Raw genomic sequence first — 22,877 nt, 5'->3', positions numbered from 1 at the left:
ACGAAGCGCAGGACTGGTGGGAACTGTAACTTAAAATCATCCGATTACAAAGAATTCAAACCCTCTTATGGTTTTTCACTACTCCCTGTGATACACTGAATACAGGAAAAATCCAACCGGGAAGAACATCTTTCGGCTCGGAAACTATATTACAGGAGGTAATGCCATGTCTTCTTACTTATTAGAATGCTGTGTTGACTCTGTGGATTCCGCCCTGCTTGCCGAAAAGGGCGGTGCAGACAGGCTGGAGCTGTGTTCCAATCTGATAATCGGCGGAACCACCCCCACGCTCGCCCTTTACCACCGGATACGTATGCATTCGGATATCCGCATTCACGCTTTAATCAGACCCCGCTTCGGCGATTTTTTATATTCCGAAGAAGAATTTCAGGTTATTCTGGAAGAGGTACGCCAATTCCGCCAGGCCGGCGCCGAAGGTGTGGTTATCGGCTGTCTCACCCCTGAAGGCTCTCTTCATATGGAATATATGAAAAAACTCATGGATGCCGCCGGCGGAATGTCCGTTACCCTTCACCGTGCCTTCGATATGTGCAGGGATCCCTTTGAAGCCCTGGAGCAATCCAAAGAACTGGGCGTCAACACCATCCTGACCTCCGGACAAGCCCCTTCCTGCCTGGAAGGAATCAAACTTCTGAAAAAGCTTCAGCAAAAAGCAGGAACAAATCTGACCATCCTGGCCGGTGCCGGCATAAACGCAGATGCCGTAAAAATCCTGCTCGCCGAAACAGACCTGACAGCCTACCACATGTCCGGCAAACGGATTCTGGAAAGCGGCATGCAGTTCCGCAACCCCCAAGTTTCCATGGGCATACCCGGAATGAGCGAATACGAGATCTGGCAGACCGACGAAAATGCAGTCCGCACCGTCCGCCGCCTCCTCGATACAGCCAATTAACCCTCCACATATCCCATGTCCCTATACTTTCCTATAAAAGTTCTATTCACAACAAACAGAATCGCCATAGGAAGAATGGCAAAGCCATTCTTCCAGTGTGAAACTTAGAGGTTCTTAGGCCCCGTATTTTGGGGCCTTAGAACCTCTTTTCACACTTCACACTTCACATTTCCAGAAAAACGCGCTGTAGGCCGGCAGCGTACTTCCGCCGCCGAAGTCATGGCTTTCACCGCTTATCAAATCAACCGCCATACCGCAGCCCGCATCAAAATGGGCCATATACGGCTCACTGTCGGCATTTATCGCCACCAGCACCCGCTCTCCCTCTACAGCTCTTTCAAAAATACACTGTTTGTTTGTCAGGACAACCGAACGGAAATCACCAAAATTCAGCGCCCGTGACCCTTTCTTAGCCTCTGCCAGCCTGCCGATAAATTCCGACAATTCATTTTCAACCGGTTCCGCAAAGCATGCGCGAAGAGCCTGGTCACCGTCGCTCTTATTTCCTTTCGCTCCCCATTCGCTTCCATAATACACACAGGGAATGCCCGGCATGCCGAACATCATGGCATAAATCAGAGGAAGATGCTTTTCATTTTCCAGAATACTTGCAATCCTTGTCACATCATGGTTATCCACAAAAGAAAGCAGATGCAGCCCCTTATACAAAGTCCAGTTTTCCGGACCGAACTGCCTTAACAGAGAATGAACGATTTCGAACATATTCAGACTGTTAAAGCTGGAATACAGTCCTTTATAGCATTCATAATTCGTTGCCGAATGAAGCATGCCGTCATTCACCAGAACCTTATAATCTCCGTGCAGCATCTCACCCACAAGGAAAAAGTCCGGCTTCAGCTCATCACAGAGACTCCTTAGCCGCCTCACAAAGTTATGATCCAGACAATAAGCCACATCCAGACGCAGCCCGTCTATATCGAATTCCTCCACCCAATATCTGACACAGTCAAAAATATGAGTGATCACTTCCTCATTCTGAAGATTCAGCTTCACAAGGTCGTAATTTCCTTCCCAGCCTTCATACCACAGGCCGTCATTATAATTGGAATTTCCGCCCAAATCAATATGGAACCAGTTCAGATAAGGGGAATTCTCCCTCTTCTGCAGAACATCCTGAAAGGCCCAGAAGCCTCTTCCCACATGATTGAAAACACCGTCCAGCACCACCCGGATTCCTTCTTTATGAAGGTTCTCACAGACCTTTTTGAAATCCTCATTGGTGCCCAGCCGGCAGTCCACCTTTTTGAAATCCCTGGTATTATACCCATGGGTATCCGACTCAAACAGCGGCGAAAAATAGATGGAGTTTGCGCCAAGCTTCTTTATATGCCCAATCCAGCCATTTACCTTTTGTATTCCATCCTGCTCTGCTGCCGGACAGCTTCCGTCATTTTCAAACGGAGCCCCGCAGAATCCCAGAGGATATATCTGATAAAAAACACTTTCGTAAGCCCACATAAATGTGTCCTCCTATCACTAAACTTCGTCTTGCCCCTCATGCTTCGGGGGACATGTATACGCTGTATCAGTATACCATATCCTATTTTTGCTTTCCACTTTTTTTGTTTCTCTGCTGTTCTCCGAAGGATCACTAAAGTGGAAAAATTTTATTCATCCATCCACCTTTTCCTTCTGAAAATCCACATCCGGCAGTGTCGTTTTCCACTTATCCATATGTGTGGATAAGCATAATTCACATGCTTTTTTCAGCCCCATTTTTTCCTGTTTCTGTGGATAAGCCTTTTAAATTATCCACATTGATTTACATAACAAAATTGACTGCTTTAGTTTTTTTACTGTATATCGACTATGTTGTGAAAATGTGTATAACCGACTCAAAACGTGTAAAATCGACAATAACTGCAAAAGAAATCCCCAGTTTCCACATAGTTGTCCACAATTCTGACTGTCATAAACATGTTTTCCACATGTCAGTCTTCGAAAACTGCGTGTCATTTTCTGATAATCCGCACATTCCACAATTTTTTCCACATAACCACCATCCCATTAAAATATATAGCCCCGGGATATCTTTTTTTATTCCTGTTACTGGTAGTTTTAAAAAATTTTTCTATGGATAAATCAGGACGTAGACATCCGTTCAAACCTGTGATATACTGACTTGCTGTCTTAAAAAGACGGTCTTAATTTCCTTATCTGAAAAAAAGAAAAGGCAGGGGATTCCTTTATAAAAAGCAAATAGATAAATAAATAGATAATACCGATAAACGACAGGAGTTTTGATATGATAAAAATAGGATCTCATGTAAAAATGGGCGGAAAGGATATGCTGCTGGGTTCTGCCAAGGAGGCTGTCTCTTATGGAGCCAATACTTTCATGGTGTATACCGGCGCGCCCCAGAATACAAAACGTAAGGCCATAAGTGAATTGAATATAGATGCTGCCTGGGAATATATGAAGCAGAATGGAATTGAGGATTTTGTCATCCATGCCCCTTATATTATCAACCTGGGGAATTCGGTGAATCCGGAGACCTATTCCCTTGCTGTGGATTTCCTGGCTCTGGAGCTGGAACGCACCATTGCCATGGGCAGCCGGGTTCTCATCCTTCATCCGGGCGCACATGTCGGCGCCGGTACCGAAACCGGGCTGCGCCAGATCATCCAGGGACTGAATGCGGTATTGACAGCGGACACTCCCTGCTATATAGCACTGGAGACCATGGCGGGCAAGGGTTCGGAAATCGGCCGCAGCTTTGAAGAGCTGGCCGCTATTTATGATGGGGTGAAATACAATGATAAACTGCGGATATGTTTTGATACCTGCCACGTAAATGATGCAGGCTATGACATCGTAAATGACTTTGAAGGGGTAATGGAACAATTCGACAAGAAACTGGGAAAAGACCAGATTGCTGTTTTTCACATCAATGACAGTAAGAACAGCATGGGCGCCGGGAAAGACCGTCATGCCAATATCGGGGAAGGCACCATCGGCTTCGATACCTTAAGGCATATCGTCCACCACCCGGATTTTCCGGGCATTCCCAGGATCCTGGAAACGCCCTACCGCCCTGATCCGGAGAATCCGGATAAGACACTGCCTCCTTATAAAGAGGAAATTTCACTATTATTGCAGAAGTGACTGCAAATATAATAATCCTTCCATCAGCGGTGCATCAATTCCGCCGTTCTTTCATAAAGTTCCAGATAAATTTGATATTTCCTATCATAAATACTTTTTAATTCCTCCCGGGGGATGATGGTATCTGCTGCTTTTACCCAGGCATTAGTTTCACTTCTCTTTGTGAAAAGGCCGCAGGCCATGCCTGCAATGAACGCATCTCCCACCAGAGAACCATTATAACTTTCCAATGTTGTCTGCCGGCAGCCGGTCACATCACTGACTGTCTGCAGCAGCATGGGGATATTAATGCCGCCTCCCATTACAACGGCATTATTTTTCTGTTTAGGATTCCTGCTCAATACATGGCGGATTGCACAGGCGGTTCCTTCCAGAGCAGCCTTATATAAATCAGCCGGGGTATGCCCCATCTGCAATCCGAAAATCATTCCTTTTGCAAAAGGATCCTCAAAAGGAGCTTTTTCTCCATTAAAGTAAGGTAATACAACAATTCCGTTTGCGCCTGCCGGAACCGATTCTGCAAACTTTTTCAGTTCATCGGACCCGATTCTCTGTTGGTTTACACCGGAAATCAGGGAAATCATCCAGTCTATGACAGAACAGCCGTTTGACATGGAGCCCCCCGGAATTGAAGACATACAGGAAGCCGGATCGATATCCGGAAACAAAACTGCAGCATGATCATTTCCGTTATCCACACCAACACAGGTACCATAACTGATCTGGGGAAGGCCGGTAAAGTTCGTCCCATAGCTGAGTGTTTCCGCAAGGAAATCCCCTGTTCCCACAGCTACCGGAGTCCCCTGCACAAGCCCGGTAAGCTTTGCCGCTTCTTCGGTTATCGTTCCTCCAAGCTCCGTAGCAAATTTAAGTTCCGGAAGCTGTTCTTTCCTGACACCGCACTCCCGGCAGACTCTTTCGTCCCATCCGAACTCTTTTATGGAGAAAGGAAGCCCGGCTAATTTGTAGCATCCATAGTCTGCAACAAAGCTGCCAGTAAGCCGGTATACCAGAAAGGTCACAGCTCCCATATAATAGGAAGTTTTGTCAAACACCTCAGGCTCATGACGCTTCAGCCACAACATTTTTGGTCCGGTGCTCTTGGGGGAAATAGGCCTGCCATTCGCTTTCAGAGAATAATCTTTACCAAGTATTTTATTTAAATCTGCGATTTCCTGTTCTGCCCGTACATCCAGGCTGTACAACATTGCCGGTCTGAGAGGTTTACCCTGTCTGTCCACAGGCAGTACTGCGGGTGTCAGGGAGCTGATACCCACAGAAATAATATCTCCGGCTGATACCTGAGCATTGCCAAGCAGGGTTCTGCATATCTCCAGGAATTCTTTCCACCATATCTGTTCGGCATCATGCTCCGCCCACCCTGGCTGCGGATGAGATACCTGATGCCTCATGGACGCAGAAGCAACTTCCTCTCCTTTCCGGTTAAAAAGTGCGCCTTTGGAATTTGTAGTGCCAATATCGATTGCCAATAACAGCTCTTTACCCATAGAGTACAATCTCCTTTATACTATATCGTTCTCTTCCTTTTCCTATGCCCGCAGGATCTCCACAAACTTATTATAAATTTCTGATGTCGTAATTTCTGAGTCGCCGCTGATCACATAAATATCCTCACCGGCATCAATAACTATACAGGTAGGGGAGGTGCTGTATACGCACATATAATATCTGCCCCACAGTTCATTTTCCCATATCCCATATTGATATATCTTTTCTTTACCGCCTTTTATACAGCTTCCGAATTCAGGGAATTCCATATAGGAAATATTCCGTATAGAAGAATAGGGCAGTTCTATGGATGTGTCAGGGTATACAATCTGCAGCCGGGCAGATTCAAATTTAAGCATTATCTCCTGACTTCTGCCCATAAACAAACAATAAAAAGTCATACCTGCAAATATCACCATAACAATCAGTATATTCAGCCTTCTGTTTCTTTTCAGTGAAATATTACCCATACTCCCTCTCCCCTTTTCTTACTTGTTATTCCATCCGCCCCTCATGTTCCAACATAAATTCATGTATTTCTTCCAGTCTTCTGGGGTTATAAGCCAATGTCATATTGGTTTCCGGATCCGTATAACGACAGGTCTTACCAAACACACTTCCTTTTTTCTCCCTGTCTTTTTCCGGATCTCCCTCTTTCGCCCAGTTTTCAAACAGACGCTTCGTTTCCGCAATCAGTTCTTTCCCTGCCGGTACATCTCCATGAGCCGGCCAAATGCATTCAATATCCAACTTCTGAATTGCAGAAAGCGCCGCATAATAAAGATATGGCGCCGCAGGCGCATTTCCTGATTTTCCATACATAACCACATGATTGCTCGTCAGGGCATCTCCCACAAAAACAGCTTTCTTTTCCGGACTGTAAAGCCCTATGGAGCCTTTCGTATGCCCCGGAAGCGGATAAACCTGCAGCGTAATGCCGCCTAAATCAAATCTATCACCTGCTTTTACAAACTTATAATCACAATTTTTTATTGTCATAGCCATATAGGCCTTTCTGTCGATTATCTCCTCAATATCGGGTGTCTTTTTATATCTTGACCGGATCAGCCGATCCTTTGATTCCTCATTATCTCCCGCAAGGCAAAGCTCATAATCTTCTTCTGCAATATACACCTTATCAAAAAGGTAATTGCCAAGCACATGATCGTCATGTCCGTGAGAGCAGACCACGGTCAGCGGCAGGTCAGTAACTTCATGTATTAACGGACGATAATCACAAAACCCATAACCGGTATCAAACAGCAGCGCTTTCTCCTTACCAAGGATCAGATAAAGTCTTTCTGAATTGATATCATCCAGGATATAAAGCCAGTCCTCCGCCTTAATCCTGCTTACCAGATTTTCCTTAGTCAGTTTTCTGTGTTTTTCTTCATTAATTATACATTCCATACAATTTCCTCCATTTAATTTATTTACGCTGCTTTTTCTTTTTCCTGCAAGAGCCGGAAATCTTCTTCTATCCGATTGATTTTTTTCCGTTTGACCAGAACCATTATAAACGCCAGTACAACAGGCAGAACCATGATACGCCACATAACCTCATAGCCGCGCCAATCCACAACAGCGCCTGCAATAATCGGCCCGAGAAAGCTTCCCAAATCCGTTCCTATAAAATTAGTACTGCTTCCTGCTCCTCTGCGTTCCACCGGGACACATTTCAGGCTCATGGCCTGAATTGCAGGCTGGCTTGCACCATAGCCAAAAGCGGCTACAAAAGCGGCCAGCAGGAACATAATAAGATTTTGGCTGTAACTGATAATAAGAAAGGATAGGGCAAAACAAACCAGCGAGGGCAGTACAATCTTTACAAGACCGTATTTATCCGTGAGTCTGCCTACGAGAGGGCGGGTAATCAGCATGGTTCCTGCAAATACTGTAAAATAATATCCAATATTCTCCACTCCTATTTTTCCTGCATATACAATAAGAAAAGAGTTAATTACAAAATAAGTCAGGGACATAAGAAAGATGATAAATGCAGGCATGATCGCCTCTTTGGCAACAATACTTTTTCCTGATATTTTTAATTTTTTCCCTTTTACATAAGGTACCTTCACCCTTGTGGCCAGGAAGGCGGCAAATACCATAATCCCGCATCCAATCATAAATGTTCCCTGGTATCCCATAACCCCGACCAGAGCCAGGGCGATGGTAGGGCCGATTGCCTGACTGGCTGCCTGAGCCATGGAAAAAACACCGATACCCGACCCGAATTTTTCTTTCGGAAGTGTATCTGCCGCCAATGCAAGGCAGCAGGTAGAGGTGAATGCCTGCCCTACTCCCTGCAAAAGACGCAGACCTATCAGTGTCGGAACGTTTCCTGATATTCCATATCCAAAAAAGGATACCGCCATAATCAGCATAGTACCTGACAGCACAAACCTGCGGTTATATGTATCAATAACAGGTCCTGACAGGATTTTAAATATCAATGCCGTTACCGAATAAATACTGGCAACGATACCTACCACTGTCGCTGCGGCCCCAAGGTAATCCGCATATTTGGAAACCAGGGAATTCATCATTTGCTGAGACAGGTTCATACAGGCATTCGCAATAAAAATGGTGGTAAACAACGGATTCCATATTTTATCCGTTTTATTATTTATAACTTTTTGCATATTTTCCCACTCCCGTCTGCATTTTCATTATCTCTCTCCCCAGCAAATCACCGGATCATAAATACTTTCTCCTGTATCCTGATCTCTGCGGAAATGCTTCAGATAATCCCAGGCCAGATTTGCCTGGCTGCTCCATACCACATGAGGAATGCCAATGGCTCTGGCATAACGCATGACAGGAGCGCCATCCTTCCCATAAAATTCTCCTCCCAGCCAGTCCGCTCCCTGCACATGAAAGCTGTAGGAAATATCAAACTCCAGTCCGAATTCTCTTTCTACCGGATCCTGCGAATTTGCCAGCAGTTCTTCCATATGGGCGGATGACAAAGGTCTGTAATTTTTAATTTGGGCAATATCCCTCATCCATATATCCAGATTATGTACTCTGTAATCCTTCTTCTTATTATCCAATATCCAGGGGGCAGGGTAGGATGCCACATCTGCCGTACCACCTATAAATATACCCGGAATACGCAGACCTTTGGTAGATGCATAATAATCAGGCCCTGTGTGAAATTTCAAATCTTTAAATGGCTGTCCTCCGGGCAGTACCGCAACAGCTGCCGCCATCTCCGGACAGGTACATGCGGCGCAAACCGATGCCTCACTTCCTGATGAAAATCCCGCGCAATAAACCCTCTCCCAGTCAATGGGATATTTCTTTTCCCGCAGGGTTTCCATAATTCGGGGAAATTCCGTATCAACCTCATTATTGGAACGCCCGCCGTTGTTAGGATATACGACGATATATTTCTCTACAGCAGCCAGTGTATTGAACCCATAGGTCTCTGCAAGATTAATGGTAACACCGCCGCCATGGCTGAAATAGATCATGGCATATTTTTTATTTGTCTTCATGTCCAGCGGAGTAAATACACTGTAGGCATATTTACCTTCCTCCGTTTCATAATCAAATAGTTCCTTCTTCAGGCCCCTCTTTTCCCAATAGGCTATTACCTCCGGATGCATAGGTGACTCACTGTATTTCCGGTATAATTCCAGGTTTTGTGTCAATTCCCGCCCTATATCTGTCTGCGCAAAAGCTTCCTCGTCATAAGGAAGTTCATTTTCTTCCTCAGGGTCCGGTATCCTTTTATTTGTGAGGGTATCATAACGCAGCAATGGTATCCAGTTCTTCATATTCGCTCCTATCTGCCCGAATCATCAGGCGCATAATATTATTTTATTAAGACATGGTATAGCATAAATTAAGCGGAATCTGCTTCAGATGGAATTCTATAAAATAGCTTTGCTCCCTGCCTTCCGCTGAATCATCAAAAGAAAAATGCAGATAAGAGACAGCCTTTTTTTCTTCCCAGGCCTGTTGATAGACACAGTCATAATTCATTCGGCTTTCCTCAATAAACTGTTCATAAGGAACCTTCTGTTCTTCTATCATATTCACTCCTAATTCCTGCAGTTGTTCCCTTATATGAGGCACTTCATCGGCAGGGCATTTAATAGTTGCCAGTATTTGATTCATAATATTCTTCTCCTCTCTGTCACAAATAATATGGGAAACTCGGAAGACTGCAGTTTACGCTGGCATATTTATTCAGCGGTGAAAGGATTTCCGCTCTGTGAGTCATTCTTCCGGCATCATCAAACTTGATGATCAGAAAATACGGCTGATGATAATGGCCATGATCACATCCGTTTCCATGCCATCTCGCAGGTCCGTGACTGTTCATTTCCACGAAATAAACATGCTTATCCTCTGTGGGATAAATTTTGCTTCTTGTGTCCCTGTACATCCAGGGACTGCTTGATTTAAGCCAGGCATGTATACGAATCTGCGCTTCTCTTGGAGGTTCCTTATTGTCTGTCACCATTACCGGGTCCGGAGCCTCCGACCAGGGACGGTCATCCGGTACAAACCATGCTGCACCGGTAAAACCCGGATTTGCAGTAGTGAGTCTGCGGTATTTTTCCCTTTCCACACCGCATGCGCTTTCCTTCAGGTTATTTTTTATCCTGCTTTCAACCAGTTCCGGACTCATATCCACCTCTGCATCACTCTCGGACGGATCCACATAAACCTTCGCTTCTCTGTTGTTTCGGGCTTCAGGATGTGCTTCCAGATATTCGTCCACCCGGCTGTCCTCTATTCCTTTATGGAAACCAGGAACCCTCAGGCCCGCCGCCTTCAGCATCCGGATTGGTTCGATCATTCCCTTAATATAATTTATTTTTCCTTCTTTCATTTCCAAACGCATGATAAATTTGGATTCATAATGCCCTTCCTGTTCGCCCCAGTAAACCTCTGCACTGCAATATCCGATTGCCCAGAATTGCTCACGATCAGGCGCCGCATAAAATTCTTCCAGTCTGCTGTCCCAGCTTCTTATGGTACGATTCAGCCACTCAAAACACCTTTCTGCTTCCCAGACATCATAATGATTGGGCATTCCAGGAGGCGCTGAAGGAAAGTCCATCGTAAACTGTTCTGAAAAATACTTGGGAAAATACTCCTGTCTCCAAAAGGGAACAGATGCTATTTTTTCAGCAATCTCCCTGTTATGTATCTTGTCATCCATATTATTGACCTCCGTCTATTCTTTCTTTTTATGTTCTGTCTTTTCTTACATATAGGAATCATCTGCCTGTGGTTTTACCGCAGCAGCTCTTTTGGTATATCGCATCGTTTTCTCCATAACAAAGACCGCTGCCATACAGACTCCGCAAAGCAGCATATCTGCAGCGCACAGCAGAATGGCGCCTGTTTCCGCAGTCTTTTGCAGGCGGAACAGGGAAACCAGAAGTACTGCTGCTGTAAGTCCGAAGCCGGCCGCTGAAACCGCCGATATCTGCATCAATGCTTTCGAAGTACTTTTGTATTCTCCGATTGTCATTTCTTTTTTAGCTGTCACATAATATATAATGGTCTTCAGAAACCACAGCATGAGAAACAGATCGATTGCTTCCGGCACGGTAACATACCATTGGAAATTACTTTCAACCGGCATACCTGCTGCTTTCAGATAAAAAAATACGGTAAGGCAAAAAAGCAGAATATAAGCTGTTTTTACCCCTCTCCTCTGCAGAACGGTCAGGCTGCTATAATAGTAATCTCCAATATAGGTTCTTATCACCCGTTTGGTACCTTTATTGTCAGTCCTGGCCCGTTCCACATAATCTTCAAAAAAGGTATGATAGAAATGGCTGTGGTACCCGTGATCCATCATAGTATCCCGGTTTACACCTGTTTTTTTATTTTTTCTGCGCATTCCTTCCCTCCTTTTGTTCCCCGAACCAGCAGCAATCCCGCATCTGCATCCAGCACCGCATTTCTGCCGTGATAAAGCCTGCCCCGGCAGTCCCGGAGTTCAGAAACAAGTGGAATTTTTCTCTGTTTTGCCATGAAGGCCAAAGGTTCTTCCGTCACTCCGGCAAGAACGCCTATTCCGGCAATATATCTGCAGTCCATAGAAACCATATCCGCTGCCGACAGGCTTTGTAATATAAGAATCGTATCTTCCCTGGGACAGATCCTTTGACGATGTATTCCCAGAGCAAGGGAAAGCAGCAGCTGTTTTAACTCTTCCGCAGCATCAGCCCGCTCACGGCCTCCTTTATCCCCGACTGTCCTCAGTAATTGAACAAAACATCCGAACTGGTATTCTATCGCCTTTTCCGCACTCATATGTTCTGTGTCTATCAGTTCTACTACGGAATCCGTAAGGGAACATTCGTCATACAATATGGACAGCTGCATATCAAAAATATCCGCTGCCTTCTCTCCGAATTCTTTGACAGCCATTGCATACCACTTTTCCAGTTTTTCCTTGGCCGCTGATAAAACCGTTTTGAAATGAATCACTTCTGCGTCCACAAACTCAGTTTTCAGAACGGCAACTCGGACAGGCGGATCAGGTAACCAGAACAGTTTTCCTTCTTGTCTGCCACAGGATATCACCTTTCCCTCAAAAGTCACAGGCATATCACATCTCCTTTTAAATTCCGTTGATTTCTCTGCAGCGGCAGCATTTAACAAAATGATCCGGCAGAACTTCCACCAATTCCTGCGGCTGTCGGCAGCCTTCTTCTGCATAAGGACAGCGTGCAGCAAATCTGCAGCCCGGTTCCGGATTGATTGGGCTCGTTATTTCTCCCTTCAGCTGAATCCTCTGCATTGGTCTGTGGATATCCGTACTGGGAATTGCCGACAGCAGGGCTTTTGTATACGGATGAAGTGCTTTCCTGAACAGCTGCTCCGCAGGGGCCTTTTCTACCGATTGTCCCAGATACATAACCAAAATGTCATCTGCGATATGCCGTACCACCGACAGATCATGTGTTACAAACATATAGGCCATTCCCAATTGTTCCTGTAAATCCATTAACAGATTCAATACCTGGGCCTGTATGGACACATCCAATGCCGAAACCGGTTCGTCACAGACTACAAAATCCGGCTGTAAAGCCAATGCCCGGGCAATGCCCACTCTTTGGCGACGTCCTCCATCCAGTTCATGGGGAAACGATTGACGCAGTCTTTCATCAATTCCTACCAGATTCATCAACCGATTGGCTTCTTCTTTCATTTTCCCTTTTGAAGAGAAACGTCCTGAGTGTTTCAAAGGCTCCATAATGGTAGCTTCAATACGTAATCGCGGATTTAAGGAGGAATAAGGATCCTGGAACACAATCTGCATCTTTTCACGGGCTTTCTTCAGTTCCTGGCCTTTTACATGGGTAATATCCTTTCCGTCTAAAAGCACGCTGCCGTCTGTAGCTTCTAAAAGCCGTATAATACTCCTTCCCAGAGTTGATTTTCCGCAGCCCGATTCTCCTACCACTCCCAACGTTCTGCCCCGGCGGATTTCAAAGCTGACCTCATCAACCGCATGATTCATACCGATAGGTACCTTAAAATATTTTTTCAGATTCTGTACTTTTATTAAAGGTTGATCAGTTGTCATAACCCGGCACCTCCTGCCTTTTCCCGGATACAATTTCAGTCCATTTCCGGGAAATTTCCCGAAGCTCTTCTGCTTCCTTCACACATTGGCAGAAATGGACTCCCCGCAGCTTCCTACCAGGGATATCCCCCTTGCAGCGCTCCGATGCATACGGACAGCGCGGCCAGAATGCACAGCCTTCAGGCAGATCTGTGGGATCCGGCGGCAGTCCGTCGATGGAATGGAGCCTTCGTTCACCAACCGCCATACTCGGAAGAGCTCCAAACAGCCCAATAGTGTAGGGATGTGACGGATGATCAAAGATATCCTCTTTTTTTCCGAATTCCACAATTTTTCCCGCATAAATAATTGCCACATCATCACAGGTCTGTGCCACCACACCTAAATCATGGGTGATTAATATCATGGATGTATTGTATTTTTCCTGTAATTCCTTTATTAAACCCAGCACCTGTGCCTGTATTGTCACATCCAGGGCTGTTGTCGGCTCATCAGCAAGCAGCAGTTCCGGGTCACATGCCAGGGCCATGGCAATCACTACCCTCTGCTTCATACCCCCGGAAAACTGATGAGGATATTCCGTATAGCGTTCCCGCGGAATTCCAACTAATTCCAACATATCACCAGCCCGCTTCATTCCTTCCTTTTTTTCACAATCCAAATGAAGCTGTATCACTTCCAGAATCTGATCGCCTACCGACATCAGAGGATTTAGGGCCGTCATAGGATCCTGAAAAATCATGGCAGTCTTTTTACCGCGGATATCCATCATTTCTTCTTCCGATAATTTTAGTACATCCACTTCATCAAGCTTTATTTCTCCCCCCGTTATCTTAGCTGCCACATCCGGCAGAATTCTCATTATCGCCTTTGCAATTGTAGTTTTTCCGGCTCCGGTCTCTCCCACCAGTCCCAATGTTTTTCCTCGTTCCAGTCGGATAGAGATTCCGTTAACGGCATACACATTTTTTCGATTCTGTGTATAGGTCACATTCAGATCTTTTATTTCAAGGAATTTCTCCCCCATATTTCCCCTCCTTTCTCAGTCACGCAGCTTTGGATCCAAAGCATCACGCAGGCCGTCACCAAGTAAATTAAGTGCCAGTACGGTAAGTGCGATCGCCAGACCGGGGAATGTAATCAAAAAGGGATAATTCCTGATATATGCACGCCCATCCGCAAGCATAGCTCCCCATTCGGGTGTGGGCGGCTGTATTCCCAGGCCTATGTAAGAAAGTGAAGCCGCCATAGTAATCATATTTCCTATGCTCATTGTGGTAATTATGATCATGGGCTGTATTACATTCGGCAGCAGATGCCTGAACATAATTGCCGGCTTTGATGCATTAATGGATTCCGCCGCTTCTATGTACTCCTTTTTCCTTTCCGACAGAACCTGTCCCCTGGTCATCCGGACTCCTCCGGGGATACTACCCACAGTCAATGCTATAACAGTTGCAAAAAAACCCGCGCCCATAAACGCTGAAATCATGATGCATAAAAGCATCCCCGGCAGAGCGCTCCATATATCCATAAACCGCATAATAAAAGTTTCTGTCTTTCCTCCGAAATATCCCGCAATAATCCCGAAAACAATCCCGATGGCTGCCGACAGCAATGCCGAGGAAAAGCCAAGAAGCAAAGAATATCTGCCGCCATAAAGAAGTCTTGTAAAAATATCACGACCCATGGAATCACATCCGAACCAATGTGCTTTGCAGGGGCCTGCATACATGTTTAACAAGTCAATATCGTTCACCCCATAAGGCGAAAAGAGGGGGCCAAACAAACACAGCAGAAGAATGACAAGCAGCAGAATAAAACCCAGTCTGGAACTCCAGCCTTTTAACAGACGGCGCATAAATTCCAGGCAATATACGGAATTTTTATTTTTTTTCATGTGATTCACCTTCCTTTTGCATACTGGGCTTTAATCCTGGGATCCAGGAATGCGTAACTTAAATCCATTATCAAAACCACAATGGAGGTAAACAGCGCAAAAAATACCACACAGCCGCATACTACGGGCCTGTCCCTGAGATTAACTCCCGAAAGCATGTAGGCACCCACTCCGGGAATGGAAAAGACAGTCTCGATAACAGGTGAGCCGGCAACAAGCTGGCACAAACCTCCTGCCACTCCGGTAATAATGGGCATCATCGCATTAGGCAGCATATGTTTCCTGACAATCACACCTTCCTTTTGTCCTTTTGCACGCGCAGTAGAAATATAATCCGCCCTTACAACCTCCAGCATGGAGCTTCGCGCCTGTCTCGCATTTACCGCAATCCCCGGCAGGGCACTGCATATGACAGGCAGTATATAGCATTTCCAGCTCTCTATTCCGAAAGCCGGTACCCAATTCAGCTTAAGTGCAAATAAGAGAATAAACATCAAAGCCACCCAGAAATTCGGTGCTGATACAAATACCATGGCAATCACCATAGTAAGGGAATCCTGCCATTTTCCTTCGTGTATTGCGGAATATATCCCCAGCACGGTACCTATTATCACATTTAAAAGCATTGCGGGTATGCCAATTGCCAGGGTTCTCGGCAGCCGTGTTATTAATTCATCCATTACGGATACTCCATATTTCCAGGAATATCCGAAATCTAATTTCAGGAATGCCTGATACAGAAAACTGCCCAGCTGAACGATATATGGCCTGTCAATCCCCAATTCATGGCGTTTTGCCTGAAGGATGTTCTCCGGTATATCCACTCCCAGCTGAAGTCTCGCAGGATCACCGGGAACAAAGTACATAAGCGTAAATACTAAAATAGCCGCACAGAACATTATAACGATCATGGACAGCAGCCTTTTTAAAATGTATCTTCCCATCAAAATTCTCCTCTTTAAACCGGTATATACATTCCCTATTGTCCCTGGTATTTACTGGAACCAACCGTAACATATCCCTCCCGGTAATAAATTTCTTCCATCTTCTTGCTATAGACTATGGAAGATGCCATACCTGAAATAGGATAAACATCACCGATTGAAAACGCATAATCCATACAAGCCTTCACATGCTCATCATCATGGGTTTCATCCGCCAATGAAGTTTGATAAAGCTCCTGCAGTTTCGGATCATCCAGCCAGTTTGTTGTCATCCCGTCATGCACATCATTGTTAAAGAGTGTATTCCAACTGGCAACCAGCGTACTTCCGCCCAGTCTGGTAACCACGAAATCCCATCCTGTCTTTTCGGCAATAATAGGATTCATCAGACTTTCTTCATAGGTCTGAATCGTCGCCTTGATACCGGCCTGCGCCAAAAGACTCTGCATCATTGTCATTGCATTTTTACATTCTTCATTAACAAGACCGACAATTATTATTTCTTCACCATTGTAATCTGATTTTTCAAGATATTCTTTTGCCAAATCCAAATCATAAGTATTTACATAGGTTTCTTCCTTTTCCCATTCCGGATTATAATCCTGGAAATAGGCAGTTCCCAATGATTTAAGCGGTGCATAACTGCTTCCCATAGCCGTAGCTATCGCGTCGTTATCCAGTGCATAATACATAGCCAGCCTCAGATTCAAATCATCCCCGGTCACAGAAGAAGCCATATTAGGCATCATATAGTAATAATCGCCGGATAAATTAATATCCACATTATATTGATCACTATAGGGTCCTCCTTCTTCAAATTCCGCAAGCATTGAGAATGTTACATAATCGCAGAAATCCACCGTATTCATCTCAAGCGCCACCACAGCCTGCGAGGATTCAGAAATAACTTTGAACTCAATAGTCTGTACCGTTGCCTTATGAAGTCCCAGCCGCGCACTCACATCCTCCGAGGTTTTCTCCGCCCAATAATCATCGTTCGCTTCCAGAACCAATTCTGAACCGCTGACAAACCCGGAAACTACAAAGGGACCGGTTGCAACAGGCTCTGTAGCAAAATTATGTTCTTCAAAAGCTTTTTGTGAAAAAATAAATGTCCTGACGAGAATAAATTCAAGCTGCGCGGCCGACGGTTTTTCCTTCCAATGATAAGCAACCGTATATTCATCAACCGCTTCCACATGATCCAGCACATCGTATTTAATATTGTTTCCTGTCTCAATCAGCCAGTTAACGGAATAAACAACATCATCCGCTGTGATATGATTTCCCTCCGAATCATATATCTCTTCAAACAGTTTTATATTCCAGACCGTATCGGAAACTTCGGTATAACCGCTGGCCAGGCTGGGAACCAGATTGTTGTCATCATCATAATCAAACAGTGCCTCATAAATACTCCAGAAAAATTTAGGTTTTCCATTTCCGTTAGGTTTACAGGGAAGCAAATCGGCAGGATCCGCATTGACTGCCACTATCACTTTGTCATAGCGGCCATCAGCATTGATTCCGCTTTCCTCTTTTCCCTTGCTTTCGCTTTCAGATACATTACCCACCACTGTCTCCTCTTTTTCTGATGAAGCCGTTCCTGTTGTGGCAGTACATGCCGTCAACAGACTGGCTGTCAGCAGTACAGACAAACTTGTTTGCAAAACTTTTCCCAATTTACCCATTTCATTACCCCTTCTCTTTCTTTTTTAGTTATTTTTTATATTTAACTATAATGATATAATATTTTATTTGCACAAATATATCAATTTCTATTCTGGTATACTACATTCTTATATTCAAAATATACAAATATACCTTTTTTTTATTCAGATATCTGGAATGTACTTTCAGCAGTATTTCATATTTACGAATGATTTTTTCCAAAAAAAAACCCTTCGCTGCCAGTACTCTGACAACAAAGGGTCACTCCTTTTCTATATGTATTTCTTTTATTTTCTTTCTTTTCTATTCCTCTTTTCTTTGTTGGTTTAAATTCTTCACAAACTCCACCACCTTACAGGCTCCTTCTGATAACACAATATCTTTTCTCCAGCACAGAGATATTGTACAATCCACAACAGGATCCAAATCCACCAGAACTACATTATCCAGATTCTCGGCGATTATTGTTTTTTTCAAAAGAAGGGATATTCCAAGCTCATCATTCACAAGCTTTGCAGCTTCGCTGCCGCTGAGTACCGTCATAACTACCTTTGGCGTAAATCCAGCCTGCCTGCATAAAGAGATCCCATCACTTTCTTTTCCTTTTAATGATGAAATCATAACAAAATTTTCCCGTTTCAGCGCTTCCAGCTTTACGGATTTCAGATTTGCACAGGGATGCGAACGGTAAAGTACAGCTGCAATACTGTCCTTTACGTATGGAACCACATTATATTTTCCCTCCGGATCTTTTAAATTACGTATAAAAGCCAGTTCACATCCACTCTCATATAAAGTTTCTTCCACATTCCGGCTGTCCAGAGTATAAAGCATATAGTTTTTATTAGCACTGCGGAAACTTCTTACCAACTGTGTAAGGCGATACTGGGTACCAATCAGAATCGCCCTGCTGGCATCCATTTTTTTCTCCTTCACTTCATTATCAAACCCCTCTGTCGCATCTATAATCCGGTGGGCATACGGTAAAAACATCTGACCGTATTCACTCACAATAATTCGTTTTCCGGAGCGTTCAAAGAGAGGAACACTGAGTTCCGCTTCCAATGTCTTAATATGATTAAATAATGAGGACTGAGAAATAAACAACTCATCTGCCGCTCTGTTGTAATTACACATTTTGGCAAGTACAATAAACTCCTTTAAATAAGCAGTTTCCATATATAAATCACCTGTATCTTCTGCTGAATTTACTATAACGGTTTCCTTGCTGTGCCTGACATATGCCGCCATATCTGTCTCTTATGCATGATAACTCTTTCTCATAAGTACATCATATTTATAGTATAGCTATCTGAAGCCGGAAAAGCAATAAGCTACTTGCTTCCTTACAGTTTACAGCCACTCATCCCAGAACCGCTCCACCCGGCGGGCCACCCGGTCCGCCGTCACCACCTCGTATTCCTCCCATTCCCTGGGAAACAGCTGCTGATAGGCCCCGTTCAGGAACCGGTCGTCCAGGAGTGCCACAATCCCCACGTCCTCCGATGTCCGGATCACCCTTCCTGCCGCCTGCAGGACCTTGTTCATACCGGGGTAACGATAGGCATAATCAAATCCGTTTTTACCGGCAGCATCAAAGTAGCTTTTTAGGATTTCCCGCTCATTGCACACCTGGGGAAGCCCTGTTCCCACAATGACGGCCCCTATCAGACTGTCATTCTTCAAATCGATCCCCTCACTGAAAATTCCGCCCATGACGCAGAAACCAAGCAGGCTCTTTTCTTCCTCCACTTCAATGTCCATATGGATCATATCCTCCAGCTCACAATTCCTGTTTCCTTCAAAACGGCTCAGGAACTGCTCCCTGTCCTCCTCACTCATGATATCCTCCTGAATGATGCATTCTTCCGTTTCAGGATCCAGGAAGTTCTCTTCATACACTTCAAACACACTCTGCAAAAAAGAATGAGACGGGAAAAAAATCAGGTAATTGCCATAACGCATCCTCGTGATCTCATGGAGATAATAAGCGATGTTGTAATATTCCTTCGGTGATCTCCTGCTGTATTTGCTGGTGACATCACTGCCTATATAAAGCGCTTTCTTCTTAGGGTTAAAGGTTGACTTGGCATATACCTCAAAATCCTCCTTTTCCCCGCCAAGCAGGCTTTTATAATACTGGATGGGCAGCAGTGTAGCTGAAAACAGGACGGTGCTCCGGGCTCTCTGCATACATTCCTTCAGGTTTACAGACGGATTCACGCAGAACAGCTTGACCATAAAGCTGTCATCCTCTTCCAGTTCCGTATAAATAACATAGTTTTCATCCAGACCGTCATAAATAAGAAGGAAATGGGAGATTTCAAAGAAAAAATCCAGCACATCCTCTCTGACGGGGCTTTCGTCATGCTCCTCCAGATATTTTTCCATCGTCTCGTAAAGCCGCTCCACAGCCTGTACAAAAGGTTCTATGGATCCTACAATCCGGCAGTCTTCGCATTCCCGCTTCAGGGGAAGCAGTTCCCTGCTGCACTTATCCAGCTGATGCTCCATTTTGCCGTCATATTCCCGCACTATTTTTTTCAGTGCCAGAAAGTCTTCCTTCACCAGAGAGGCGCTGTACATCTCCCGCCCCCTGTCCACCAGGTTATGGGCCTCGTCAATGAGAAAGATATACTGTCCCTGCACTCCTTCCGTAAAGAAACGCTTCAGATATACATGGGGATCGAAAACATAATTATAATCACAGATGATCCCATCGGAAAAAAGACTCATATCCAGGCTCATTTCGAAAGGGCACACCTTATATTTACGTGCATACTCCTCCACCTTTTCCCTGTTATAATGATCCTCATGCAGAAGCAGATCGTATATGGCATCATTGATCCGGTCATAATGGCCATCCGCATAGGGACAGGCTCCGGGATTACACTCCGTTTCTTCCATAAAGCATATCTTTTCTTTCGCGGTCAGAATAACCGTCTTAAACCGCAGCTGCCTTTCCCTGAGCAGCTGGAAGGTATTATCCGCCACCGTCCGCGTGATGGTCTTCGCAGTCAGATAAAAAATCCGTTCCGCCTTTCCTTCCCCAATAGCCTTAACAGCGGGAAATACGGTGGAGAGCGTTTTACCTACTCCGGTAGGAGCTTCAATGAACAGCTTGCGCTTATGGACAATACTTCGATATACATAGGTAGCCAGTTCCTTCTGCCCTTCTCTGTAAGAGAAAGGAAAAGCAAGCTGCCGAATGGAAGCAGTCCTTTGCTCCTGCCATTCGTTAGTAAAATCCGCCCATTTTTTATACTCCGTCAGCAGGGCCTCAAACCATTCATCCAGCTCCGCCCGCTGATAGGTGTTCACAAAATACCGCAGCTCCTCTGTTTCCATATTGCAGTAGGTCATTCTCACCTTCATCTGCGCACTGTCATGTTCTCTGGCATACATACTTGCATAGCATTTGGCCTGGGCCAGATGGACATCCACCGGCTCCTTCATTTTTTCCAAATCCCTGTAAGTTCCCTTTATTTCATCTATGGTAACAACATCTCCATTGATAACTCCATCAGCCCGGCCTTCCACCACCAAATCGTAAGCGGGTGTGCTCCAGCTGTAGCGCATCACCACCTCCGCCTGATAATCAGAGCCCATTCTTCTTTGTATCATGCGGTGGATCCGCCCTCCCTCCGCCATCGCGTTATCAGGCGCCGCACCCTTACGGTTGTCTATACTGCCGCTGCGCAGGATAAATTCCACCAGGCTGCGCACGGATATTCTTATTTCCACGTTACCATTCCTCCTTGTTTTGCGGAGCAAAATGCGAGTTCTCTGACGAGCAGAGGAATTTTCCTCCTTTTTAAGAAAGGGGGCTGCTGTGCCGACTTCTTTTCCATCTTCAGACAGATCCAACACACAAAAACTCCCTATAAAGATAGTACACACTTCTTTACAGGGAGTCAAACTTTATATAGAGGTACAATAAGTTTCACGAATTAAGCTTCGCTTATACTTTAGCAGGCGATTGCAAAATTTCTGAGGTAACTGTCGAATTCTTTGCTGTATCCATGACAGGTTACTGTCAGTACACGGGTAAGGTCCAGTCCATACACACCAAGAATAGATTTAGCGTCTACCACATAGCTGTTATATGCTATGTCAATATCGAAATCACACCTGGAGGCCGCGTTTACAAATTCCTGTACCTCGTCCGGTCTCAGCACAATTTTATACTGATTGATTCCTTTCATACTTACCACTCACTTTCATCCTTTCTTAAAATATATAAACAGATACCGACACGGTGATTTTACCATGTTCTTACTTGGATTTATCATATTATACAGCATTGGCAAGAAATGTAAACCCCCCATTTTTCGGCATATTCTGCCAGTAAAATCAGCCATACTGCATTATGTCCCCGCAAAGAGTCAAACCTGCTCCCTTCTTTGTCTAAAAGTATGATTTCCGGTGTTTACCCCTATTTTGTCCCCTCCGATTTCTGCTCATTCTTTACAAATTCTATCATATATTCTTGGAACCTGTAAGGGAGGTTCTGTCTCTGCAATTTCTCATTCTCCCGCTCCTTTATAGTTATCTTACGGCAGAAATACCGGAAAAGTTCCTGAATATTCCGCTCTTCCTCTGAGAATTCCAAATCCTGCTTTTGTGGCCCATGCTCCAGTTTCGCCATAAACCAGGGCTTTCCGGCCTGGTGAATGCCATAAAGCTTTCTTCCCTTATCATAAATAATAAAATTTTCCTTAGGAAACCGATCGGCAAAATGAGGCATCATAAACGGAACCACATTGTTCTTAGGTCCTATCTCCCCAAACAGAACGCCTCCCGTAGTTTCTTCAAAACGCAGGAATCCAAGAAGATGATGTGCCTCATTTCCGGCCGACCTGCTCAATTCAAATACCCGGCGTACATCCGAATTTCCCAGATGATCCTGCAGCTGCCCCCTGAACCTTCCCTTAAGCCCTTCCACAACCGCCTGATAAACGGCCTGCCCTTTATCCGTTTCCCAGGAAGAAAGGGCGTAACAGAACTGTTCATAGCATTCCTCCCCGAAACGGGAAAGTATGGTCCGCCTCACCTTATCCGCCTTCTGCATATCCGGTATTATTTTCCTGTATTCGGCAAACAGGCGGAGATTACCATCCTCCCCCACCTGTATATAAGTACTGTCATGATCACATTTCAACGCATATGCATCATAAATCCCGGTAAAAACTCCCTCCTGGGAATCTTCACAAATAAATATCTGTTCCATGCCTTTGGCACCTTTC

General features: G+C 44.8%; 21 protein-coding genes. 2 read left to right on the top strand and 19 right to left on the bottom strand.

The features are described 5' to 3' along the window. The first annotated feature begins 166 nt into the window (after positions 1-166). Complete coding sequence (locus tag BLA28_RS23805; protein ID WP_069155403.1) at positions 167-916, top strand: copper homeostasis protein CutC; 750 nt, start codon at positions 167-169, stop codon at positions 914-916. Between the two features lie 156 nt (positions 917-1,072). Here BLA28_RS23805 and BLA28_RS23800 read toward each other — a convergent pair whose 3' ends face one another. Further along, the gene (locus BLA28_RS23800) at positions 1,073-2,395 is read right to left on the bottom strand and encodes an alpha-amylase family glycosyl hydrolase (protein WP_069155402.1); all 1,323 of its coding nucleotides are present in this window, start codon (positions 2,393-2,395) and stop codon (positions 1,073-1,075) included. A 787-nt stretch (positions 2,396-3,182) separates the two neighbouring features. Here BLA28_RS23800 and BLA28_RS23795 point away from each other — a divergent pair. Next, on the top strand, positions 3,183-4,043 hold the full coding sequence (locus BLA28_RS23795) for a deoxyribonuclease IV (RefSeq protein WP_176726792.1): 861 nt from the start codon (positions 3,183-3,185) through the stop codon (positions 4,041-4,043). 23 nt (positions 4,044-4,066) lie between these two features. Here BLA28_RS23795 and BLA28_RS23790 read toward each other — a convergent pair whose 3' ends face one another. The 18 genes from BLA28_RS23790 to BLA28_RS23695 all read right to left on the bottom strand — a co-directional run bounded on the left by BLA28_RS23790 (position 4,067) and on the right by BLA28_RS23695 (position 22,861). Beyond that, positions 4,067-5,551, bottom strand: a complete 1,485-nt coding sequence (locus BLA28_RS23790) for an FGGY-family carbohydrate kinase (protein WP_069155401.1) — start codon at positions 5,549-5,551, stop codon at positions 4,067-4,069. A 42-nt stretch (positions 5,552-5,593) separates the two neighbouring features. Then, positions 5,594-6,022, bottom strand: coding sequence for a PH domain-containing protein (locus BLA28_RS23785; protein ID WP_069155400.1), 429 nt, complete (start codon positions 6,020-6,022; stop codon positions 5,594-5,596). Positions 6,023-6,047: 25 nt separating this feature from the next. Continuing rightward, the gene (locus BLA28_RS23780; protein WP_044964112.1) at positions 6,048-6,962 is read right to left on the bottom strand and encodes an MBL fold metallo-hydrolase; all 915 of its coding nucleotides are present in this window, start codon (positions 6,960-6,962) and stop codon (positions 6,048-6,050) included. A 23-nt stretch (positions 6,963-6,985) separates the two neighbouring features. Further along, entirely contained in the window at positions 6,986-8,194 is a 1,209-nt protein-coding gene (locus BLA28_RS23775) for an MFS transporter (RefSeq protein WP_044964113.1), read from the bottom strand. 27 nt (positions 8,195-8,221) lie between these two features. Beyond that, complete coding sequence (locus tag BLA28_RS23770) at positions 8,222-9,334, bottom strand: hypothetical protein (RefSeq protein WP_069155399.1); 1,113 nt, start codon at positions 9,332-9,334, stop codon at positions 8,222-8,224. A 46-nt stretch (positions 9,335-9,380) separates the two neighbouring features. Continuing rightward, positions 9,381-9,677: a hypothetical protein gene (locus BLA28_RS23765; protein ID WP_044964116.1), complete on the bottom strand. Its 297-nt coding sequence runs from the start codon at positions 9,675-9,677 to the stop codon at positions 9,381-9,383. Between the two features lie 19 nt (positions 9,678-9,696). Further along, a complete protein-coding gene (locus tag BLA28_RS23760; RefSeq protein WP_044964119.1) occupies positions 9,697-10,731 on the bottom strand; it encodes a PhzA/PhzB family protein in 1,035 nt (344 codons plus the stop codon). Positions 10,732-10,776: 45 nt separating this feature from the next. Next, positions 10,777-11,421, bottom strand: coding sequence for a hypothetical protein (locus BLA28_RS23755; protein ID WP_141702840.1), 645 nt, complete (start codon positions 11,419-11,421; stop codon positions 10,777-10,779). Continuing rightward, positions 11,391-12,134, bottom strand: a complete 744-nt coding sequence (locus tag BLA28_RS23750; RefSeq protein WP_044964123.1) for a phosphoenolpyruvate-utilizing N-terminal domain-containing protein — start codon at positions 12,132-12,134, stop codon at positions 11,391-11,393. The genes BLA28_RS23755 and BLA28_RS23750 overlap by 31 nt, the downstream gene beginning before the upstream one ends. A 13-nt stretch (positions 12,135-12,147) precedes the next feature. Beyond that, positions 12,148-13,116 carry an ABC transporter ATP-binding protein gene (locus BLA28_RS23745; RefSeq protein ID WP_069155397.1) on the bottom strand — a complete coding sequence of 323 codons (969 nt, stop codon included), beginning with the start codon at positions 13,114-13,116 and terminating at the stop codon, positions 12,148-12,150. Next, on the bottom strand, positions 13,106-14,143 hold the full coding sequence (locus BLA28_RS33220; RefSeq protein WP_069155396.1) for an ABC transporter ATP-binding protein: 1,038 nt from the start codon (positions 14,141-14,143) through the stop codon (positions 13,106-13,108). The genes BLA28_RS23745 and BLA28_RS33220 overlap by 11 nt, the downstream gene beginning before the upstream one ends. A 15-nt stretch (positions 14,144-14,158) precedes the next feature. Beyond that, positions 14,159-15,016 carry an ABC transporter permease gene (locus BLA28_RS23725; protein WP_044964126.1) on the bottom strand — a complete coding sequence of 286 codons (858 nt, stop codon included), beginning with the start codon at positions 15,014-15,016 and terminating at the stop codon, positions 14,159-14,161. Positions 15,017-15,021: 5 nt separating this feature from the next. Next, positions 15,022-15,960 (bottom strand): ABC transporter permease, encoded by a 939-nt coding sequence (locus BLA28_RS23720; protein WP_044964128.1) that lies wholly within the window; start codon positions 15,958-15,960, stop codon positions 15,022-15,024. A gap of 35 nt (positions 15,961-15,995) precedes the next feature. Beyond that, a complete protein-coding gene (locus tag BLA28_RS23715; RefSeq protein WP_050018495.1) occupies positions 15,996-17,651 on the bottom strand; it encodes an ABC transporter substrate-binding protein in 1,656 nt (551 codons plus the stop codon). A 283-nt stretch (positions 17,652-17,934) separates the two neighbouring features. Then, on the bottom strand, positions 17,935-18,882 hold the full coding sequence (locus BLA28_RS23710; protein WP_044964130.1) for a LysR family transcriptional regulator: 948 nt from the start codon (positions 18,880-18,882) through the stop codon (positions 17,935-17,937). A gap of 102 nt (positions 18,883-18,984) precedes the next feature. Then, positions 18,985-21,375 carry an ATP-dependent DNA helicase gene (locus tag BLA28_RS23705; RefSeq protein ID WP_069155395.1) on the bottom strand — a complete coding sequence of 797 codons (2,391 nt, stop codon included), beginning with the start codon at positions 21,373-21,375 and terminating at the stop codon, positions 18,985-18,987. A 224-nt stretch (positions 21,376-21,599) separates the two neighbouring features. Beyond that, positions 21,600-21,836, bottom strand: a complete 237-nt coding sequence (locus BLA28_RS23700) for an HPr family phosphocarrier protein (protein WP_009254080.1) — start codon at positions 21,834-21,836, stop codon at positions 21,600-21,602. Between the two features lie 230 nt (positions 21,837-22,066). Further along, positions 22,067-22,861 carry a TIGR03915 family putative DNA repair protein gene (locus tag BLA28_RS23695; RefSeq protein ID WP_044964131.1) on the bottom strand — a complete coding sequence of 265 codons (795 nt, stop codon included), beginning with the start codon at positions 22,859-22,861 and terminating at the stop codon, positions 22,067-22,069. Positions 22,862-22,877 lie beyond the last annotated feature (16 nt).

The organism is Eisenbergiella tayi, from assembly GCF_001881565.1.
Classification (GTDB): domain Bacteria; phylum Bacillota; class Clostridia; order Lachnospirales; family Lachnospiraceae; genus Eisenbergiella; species Eisenbergiella tayi.
This window is presented reverse-complemented; position numbering and strand designations above follow the sequence as displayed.